This window comes from Pseudoalteromonas sp. RWi3 (genome assembly GCF_054960735.1).
Genome location: NZ_JBHNYL010000016.1, coordinates 72,256 through 80,060 on the forward strand (window position 1 = coordinate 72,256; position 7,805 = coordinate 80,060).

Sequence of the window (7,805 nt, forward strand, 5' to 3'; positions counted from 1 at the left end):
TAAAATGTTCAACAAGTTAACGTTTATGTTGGTTTTCAGTTTTTTATTTTTAAGTCAAAGCGCAATTGCAGACCTGCTAATTTCTCCAACCCGTATTAGTTTTGATGAGCGCCAGCGTACCGCTAAAGTAAGCGTAATTAATACAAGTAAAGAATATAAAACATACCGAGTAATTTGGAGTGAAAAGCAATCTACACCAACTGGCGGCTATATAACTCTGCCTGAAGCGACTGACACAAGTTTAAGCCCAATGACAAGGCTATCGCCAAAGCAAATGAGGTTAGCCCCCGGTGAAAAGCAAACTGTTAAAGTTGCACTTAGAAAGCCAAAAGGTTTGGCTCCTGGCGAGTACCGTTCTCACTTACTGTTTCAAGCGTTACCTAATGAAAACACCAAAATTAATAGCTCGATAAAAATTAATATGATCATGAGTTACAGTATTCCTGTGGTTCTGCGTGAAAGTGCAGAAGTACCCGAGGTAACTATTGAACATGCAAAAGTTATTAAAAACCCAGATAATCAGCGCATGCAGTTTAAATTAAAAGTTAACCGCAATACTGGGTTTAGTAGTTATGGAAAGTTAAGCGCATACTTTAAAAGCGATACAAATAGTTCTGCAGAGAAAGTAGCTGAGATTGGTAATTTAAGTATTTATTCAGATGTAGACAGTGCCGATGTCACCCTAAGCTTGTTTAGCGATAAAGCCATTACACAACCAGGTGTTGTAGAATTTAAATACACAGGGGCGGATGAATACGCAGATGTAACCTTTGCTGAGCATACATTGCCTATAACAACTAACATGTTGCTATTATAAGCGTGAATGAAAGCACATAATAAGGTAAGTAGATCATTACTTTGGCTATCTCTATGCCTAAGTATTAGCGTATCGAGTAAAACGGCGCCAACAGCGAATGATGCGCTCGATACGCTGCAACTAATTCAAAGCAAACTTGCAACAGCTAACCTTCAAGTCACAGCTAAAACACCGGTTTTAGTTGAGCCGCAGCAGCGAATTGCAACCGGTGAGTTTTTACTGTTTTCACTTTATTTAAATGGCCATTATTTGGGTGAAGTTTTTGCGCTCAAAAGTGACAAAAACGTGCAATTAGGTTTATCAGGATTTGCAGATATCCTTCAATTTGCAATAGATATAGATTTACCAACAAGCTCAGCAAAAGGCTGGTACGCCAATCAACAAACATTTGAATTGTCTGATAACACATTAATTACAGATCATGGTGCTTTGCAGCTAGCTGATACCGATATCAGTATTGATGATGATATTTACATTGAAATTGACGTTTTAAACTATGCATTTGGTATAGCCTTTAATGTTGATTACGCTGATTTAGAAGTACACCTAAGCACAGATGAACCACTCCCGCTTGAGCTTCAGCGTCAGCGCAAGGGGAGAACCCTTAATCCAACAAAGCAAAAGTCACAACCCACACTGCCTTGGAAAGCCAGTCCTTATCAAGCTATTTCAGCGCCCGTGGCTGACTTGCAATTAAATTACAGTGCCGATAAAAACCAAAATAGAACCCGATATTCATTATTAGGCGCACAAGATTTTGCCTATTTATCAGCAGAGTACTTTTTATCTGGTCGCGAAGGTGATTTATTAACAGACTCACGTTTAACTTTTACTAGGCAAGATTCACAAAGCAACTTACTCGGTGTTTTAGGCGCTAGTGAAGTTGAATTTGGCGACGTTATCGCAACTCAAGTAGGGAGTCGTTATAACAGCCAGTATGGGCGTGGGTTTAAGTTTTCTAATCGTGATCTTAACCAGCAATTTGATACCAATCGTATTAATTTAAGTGGCGCCATTCAGTTAGGATGGGATGCTGAGCTTTATCGCAACGAAGTATTAATTGCGCAGCAACTTAGTTTAGCAGATGGGCGTTATGTTTTTGAAAATGTAGATTTATATTATGGCGAAAATAATTTTGAGTTGATATTTTATGGTCCTCAAGGACAAGTTGAGCGTAAAACTGAATACTATTTTGTTGATGGTAATCAATTAGATAAAGGTGAAGGGTTTTACGAACTATCTGTGTCAGAGCAAGGAAAACAGTTACTCGGTAACAGCAACTTCAATAATACAGGTTGGCAAGTTGCTGGGCGGTTTGAGCAAGGAATTACTGATAACGTCTCTATTTATACAGCTGCATTGGGGCAAAAAAGAGCAGATGACGACTTGCAACACGTTGCCATTGGTGCAAACCTAAGCGTGTTTAATCGGCTCTTATTGAACCTAGATTACGAGCAAAACAACCAAAATGAAAAAGAGCTTGAGTTAACAGCACGAAGCCAAGTTGCAGAACAATCTTTACTCTTTAGCGCTACTAACCGAACTGACGAAACAAATCAGGAATATGATAGCTACCAAATAAATATGGCTGGCGAATTAATGCAGAGCGATTTTGGCCGATTAAATTATCAGAACAATCTTCTTTATCAGCAATCGGATAGTCAGGGAATATATAAACAAGTACAAAACCGTTTAAATTATGCCTTCTCAGGCCTTTCACTAAGCAATCAGCTGCAATGGCAAGACACTAAAAACCATAAATTTGTTGATGGCACATCGCGCTTACAAGGTCGCTTTGGTCGTATTTATAGCCGTTTTGGCATTGATTACACCTTATCGCCTGTAAGCGAAATTACCAGTTATGAAGCCGAGTTTAACCGTAGCATTAGCAGTCAGTTACAAGCCGAATTAACGCTACGAGATTCGCGAATCAATGACCTGCAATCAGCAGATTTAGGCTTAACATGGCAAAGCGATAAGTTTAGTGTGACGAGTAACTTTAATTACGACAGTGAAGAAAATTGGCAGTTTGGTGTTTATAGTCGCTTTAGTTTAGGGATGGATGCGCAAAACAATAACTATTTTGTTTCAAAACAGAGCCTAACGACTACAGGTACATTAATGTTACGCGTTTTTATTGACGATAATAACAACGGTGTAATGGATGAGAACGAACAAGGGGTTGTTGGTGTAAAAGTAAAAGGGCTACAAAACTACCGCCAAGCGATTACAGATGAGCAGGGAATAGCCTTACTTACCTCAATGCCTGCCAATCGCACTACCGATATTGTGCTTGATAAAGACAGCTTTCCAGATCCATTTTTAGTACCAGCCCACGATGGCTTTTCAATTACACCGCGAGCAGGCTTTATTGAGTATATGGATTATCCATTAAATAACTCCAGTGAAATAGAAGGAGTGGTTTATCAGCAGCAAGATGATCACACCCAAGTACAGCCTTTTGCAAGTATAGCTTTGTTGGACGAAACGGGTAAGCAAGTAGCACAAACACAGGCAGCTTATGATGGTTATTACCTATTTACAGATTTGAGACCGGGCGAATACCAAGCTGTAATTAGCGAAAACTATAAAAATAAAAAATCATTAAAAGAAACGCAAAATGTAGCCGTTAACTTATCACCACAAGGTGATGTAGTGATGGGTGTTGATTTTGTATTGACTGAAAAAGAGAAAGTGGCTGGGTTTATTACCAACGCTGGTAGTTTTTCATCTCTTGCGATGCTTAAAACGTATTTTCAATTAATTAAACAACACTTACAGCCAGAGTCATTAAACCAAGCATTTTATCTTAAAGACAATCAACGCTATATTTTAGCGCTGGGCTATGCGCAAACAAAAGATAATGATTTGCAAAGCGCCTGCGTAAGATTAACAAGCAAAGGCTTAAACTGCACAGTGCAAGCTCAACAAATAATACATTAATAAAAAAGGATTTATCGATGGCGCTACATTGGATAGTTAAGAATAAACTCATTGTATTTTTGGCATGTTTTACTGCTGTTGGCTGTAGCGCAACAAATACGGCGAAAAATAATGAGCAACCTCTTAACAATGAAATCGTTTCTATCTCTGCAGCAGAGCTGGCTGAGCTTAAAGAGTCTGCTGCTCAGTGGCAACAAGCAAAACCAGGAATAGAACGGTTACTGCTAATTGAGCAAGATTTAAAGCTATTAATCTCACAGCTTAACGCTGTGGTTGAGCAAAAAACGACTCAGCCAAATGTACAGGCTAAATCTGTTAAAAAGCCAAAATCAGCTGTTGAGCTTAAGCCAACGCCGCAGCCATTATTTGCACTTCAAGTGGCATCAGTTACTGAGCGAATGAGGCTGAGTAAAACGGTCGAAGAACTAAAATCAAAAGCCCCTGAGTTATTTGCCGGAGAACTCATCGCAAATGTAGAATCGGTTGAGGTAAAAGGCACGACCTATTACCGATTAAAACTTGGCGCATATCAGTATCAAAAAAACGCCCGTTTAGAGTGCGAAAAACTTAAACTATATAAAATAAACTGTTTAGTCAGCCATTATACAGCGGAGCCTTTTTAAATAGGCATAGTTATTGCTTTGATACTGCTATGCTCATAGAGGATGGCAAATATGCGCCTGTTAATACTTTTATTGTCACTGGGTCTAACCGCTTGTAGTTTGACCAGTGAGCCCGTAAAAAAGACTAATACTCAAGTTGAAAAAGCGACGATGGCGTCTTTTACTGTGGATCAATATGTTCGCGATTTAAGCACGCAGCTTAGCCATAAAAATGGTTCATTCAAAAGCTCGTCACGTATTGCTATAACAAGCTTTTTTTTAGCTGACGCCCTAGAAACAGGCCTTGCGCAAGGGCAAGGTCACGGCCTAAGCCAGCAAATTCAAGAAAGCCTAATCACGCAACTAACGCAGCTTGGCTATAATATAATCGAGTACCGTTTAGAAAATAATTTAAATTTGTCAGCATCGGCAGATAGTATGCTCAGCAGAGACATCGCAAAATTAAATCAACGCCAGAATATTGACTATGTCATCACTGGTACATTAACGCGGCAACAACATGCCTACATCATCAATGCACGCATGGTGAACGCACAAAACAATGTCATCACCTCAGCAGCAAGCACTGAAATCCCCATAAATGTAATGTGGAGCGATGAAAAGATTCAGCAACGCGGTGGTTTTATTTACCGCAGTGAATATTAATTAGGAGCCCTTATGAAACGCTTATTACTAACCCTATGTTTACCGCTGGGCTTCGGTTGTTCGCAAATGATGAATGACACCAGCAGCGCAGAAAATAACACCACACCACAGCTTGCCATGGAGCGAAGTGTTGCTGAGCCTGGTCAAAATAGCGGCGTGTTCCAAAATAAAGCCGTAATGAATGACAGCAGTCAACTGGGTGTCGCTACACGTAAGAATATCAATCATTATGTTCGCGGTATCATGCAAGACATGGCTGAAAACCTGCAATATGTGAATACACGAACGCCATTAGCTGTATCGAGCTTTATTTATTTAGACGATGAATACAATGATGGAACGTTACTTGGCAATCAAATAGCCGAAAGCTTTATGCACGAACTGCACAGTTTTGGCGTACCCGTTATCGATTTTAAAACCACCGATTTCATGCGCGTTACACCAAACGGCGATTTTGTATTCAGCCGAGATTATTTAGAGCTCAGCCCAGATCAAAACTTTAACTATGTGTTAGCTGGCACCATGGTAAATCACCAAGGCGGCGTATTAATAAATGCACGTATAGTTGGGTTAACCAGTAAAGCTGTTGTTGGCTCTGCGCAGGGGTTTATACCTCAATCTGTGGTAGACGCATTAGACAGCAGCTATCGCACTGACGGTATCATGCTAAAACAAGCGAATGAGTGAGAGTAACTATGACTTATATAACTAAGTGTGCAGCCATATTAAGTGTTAGCTTAGCTGTCTCGTTTGTTGCAGGGTGTAGCATGGTAGAAACGCAATCGGTCGATAGTGCGCCAGAGCCCACCCCGAGTTATGATTTAAGTCAATTGATACATCAAGCGCAAATGCAACAAGAGCAGCGCTATCAAAGCTCAACGCAGTTTGCACCGAGTAAACATAATAAAACGCTGGTTAATTATGTTGAACAAATGGCGTTAGACTTAGTCGATACCATGCAATTAGAGCAAGATATCTCGATTGCAGTGACTTCTTTTGTTGATTTAGATAACAGTTTGACTAAAAGCAGCCAGCTTGGTAACCAGCTCTCAGAAAGCTTTATTCACCAGCTACAACAATTTGGTTATGGCATTGTTGATTTTAAAACAACCGATCAAATTTTAGTGAACCAACGCGGTGACTTTGTGTTCTCACGCGAGGTAGAAAAATTAGCAAATAAGCGTGTTGCAAGCCATGTTTTATCTGGTACTTTGATCTACCGTAGCAGTGGCGTAGAAGTTAATACACGGATTATTGATGTGCAAAGTAAGCGGGTAGTGGCAAGTAGCCAAAAGCTATTACCTTATTATGTGTTAAAAAATGACGATATAAACCTCAAACGCGCGAGTATTAACTAGCCTTGTATTAAGTTCATTTAACTGCTTGATTGTAAATAGGATAAACCGTTATACTTTTGCTATCAGCTATCAGCTATCAGCTATCAGCTATCAGCTATCAGCTATCAGCTATCAGCTATCAGCTATCAGCTATCAGCTATCAGCTCGAAGCTCGAAGCTCGAATGTGGCCTCTTAGTTAAATGGATATAACGGCCCCCTCCTAAGGGGCAGTTGCAGGTTCGATTCCTGCAGGGGCTACCAATAAAATCAATGAATTACGATTTTTCTCTCTGCTTTTATATTTTCTGTGTAGCACATACGTAGCATATTTATTTGAGTGAGAATATAAACTTTAGCAAGTTAAGGGATTAGCTTTTGTTTGAGCAGGTATTTAGTCATATACAGCATAATTATAATTTATTTCCAACAGTTGAGGTTGGTGAAAGAGATTCTTTATGTAGGTTCTGCAAATTAAATGATGTGAAATTTAATAAAAAAAGAGCCCATTCCTTTCCTGAGTTTCTTGGCAATAAAAGCATATTTACAGTTAATGAATGTGATGAGTGCAATGCTAGGTTTTCAAAAATAGAGAAAGATTTAAGCAATTTTATACCCCCAACGTTTATTACTCGACTAAGAGGCAAGAAAGGCTATCGGCCGAATTATATAAAAGGTGGCAGTAAAATTTATGGTGACGATCAATTCATAACATTAATACAAGAAAAACCTTCAGAGAAAAGCTCATTAAATTTTTCATCACAAACTTTTGATATGGTCAAAGTTTACAAAGCAATTTTAAAGAGTTTAATATCTATTCTTCCAGATGAAAAATTAAAAGAATTTAATACTGCTATTGGATGGTTGAGATCAAATCAGAATTTTGAAAGCTTTAATCATTTTCCTATTTTTTGGTGTGGGTACAGAATGCCTGATGTTAACTTTCCAATAAAAATGGAAATCGAATTAACTAGAGAAACGTCTGATAACCACATTATCTATATTTTATATTGCCAATTTAATAACTTTTTTATTTACTTCCCTTTTTCTCCAACTAGCAAATTATTTTTTAAAGCTGAGCAATTAGCATCAAAAGCAATAGCCGAGAACATACACTATGAAAAAGTTGACTGTAGTGATGGAGTAACTATAAGCCATTCATATAAAATCAACCTTCCTCTTGGTGAACCTGATATAACTTCGAGAGAAGAGCTTACGATAGAGCAGTTAAATAATATATTGAAAAACAGGAAAGGTAATAGTAATCAATGATGAACACTAATATGAATCAACTAAAACTCGCAACGACTAAAGCTAAAGAGGGGTTATTTTATGAAGCGATAGAAATTTTATTGTTGGCTTTTCAAAGTGGAATATCATCAGAAGCTGATATCTTAAAAGTATTACCATATTATCAGAAAAACCTAAAGAAAAAACCTAAA

Annotated in this window: 7 protein-coding genes and 1 tRNA gene; all 8 read left to right on the top strand. The window is 38.5% G+C overall.

Annotated elements, in window-relative coordinates; all coding sequences use genetic code 11:
- Positions 1-4: 4 nt before the first annotated feature.
- The 8 genes from ACFI4Z_RS16415 to ACFI4Z_RS16450 all read left to right on the top strand — a co-directional run bounded on the left by ACFI4Z_RS16415 (position 5) and on the right by ACFI4Z_RS16450 (position 7,635).
- A complete protein-coding gene (locus ACFI4Z_RS16415) occupies positions 5-817 on the top strand; it encodes a fimbrial biogenesis chaperone (protein ID WP_462671514.1) in 813 nt (270 codons plus the stop codon).
- Between the two features lie 6 nt (positions 818-823).
- Positions 824-3,760: a hypothetical protein gene (locus ACFI4Z_RS16420; protein ID WP_462671515.1), complete on the top strand. Its 2,937-nt coding sequence runs from the start codon at positions 824-826 to the stop codon at positions 3,758-3,760.
- 17 nt (positions 3,761-3,777) lie between these two features.
- Positions 3,778-4,383, top strand: a complete 606-nt coding sequence (locus ACFI4Z_RS16425; RefSeq protein WP_462671516.1) for an SPOR domain-containing protein — start codon at positions 3,778-3,780, stop codon at positions 4,381-4,383.
- A gap of 51 nt (positions 4,384-4,434) precedes the next feature.
- Positions 4,435-5,028, top strand: a complete 594-nt coding sequence (locus tag ACFI4Z_RS16430; protein ID WP_462671517.1) for a FlgO family outer membrane protein — start codon at positions 4,435-4,437, stop codon at positions 5,026-5,028.
- Positions 5,029-5,040: 12 nt separating this feature from the next.
- Complete coding sequence (locus ACFI4Z_RS16435) at positions 5,041-5,715, top strand: FlgO family outer membrane protein (RefSeq protein WP_099297232.1); 675 nt, start codon at positions 5,041-5,043, stop codon at positions 5,713-5,715.
- An 8-nt stretch (positions 5,716-5,723) separates the two neighbouring features.
- Positions 5,724-6,386 carry a FlgO family outer membrane protein gene (locus ACFI4Z_RS16440; protein ID WP_462671518.1) on the top strand — a complete coding sequence of 221 codons (663 nt, stop codon included), beginning with the start codon at positions 5,724-5,726 and terminating at the stop codon, positions 6,384-6,386.
- Between the two features lie 166 nt (positions 6,387-6,552).
- Positions 6,553-6,627, top strand: a tRNA-Arg gene (locus ACFI4Z_RS16445).
- A gap of 114 nt (positions 6,628-6,741) precedes the next feature.
- On the top strand, positions 6,742-7,635 hold the full coding sequence (locus ACFI4Z_RS16450) for a hypothetical protein (protein WP_462671519.1): 894 nt from the start codon (positions 6,742-6,744) through the stop codon (positions 7,633-7,635).
- Positions 7,636-7,805: the final 170 nt, after the last annotated feature.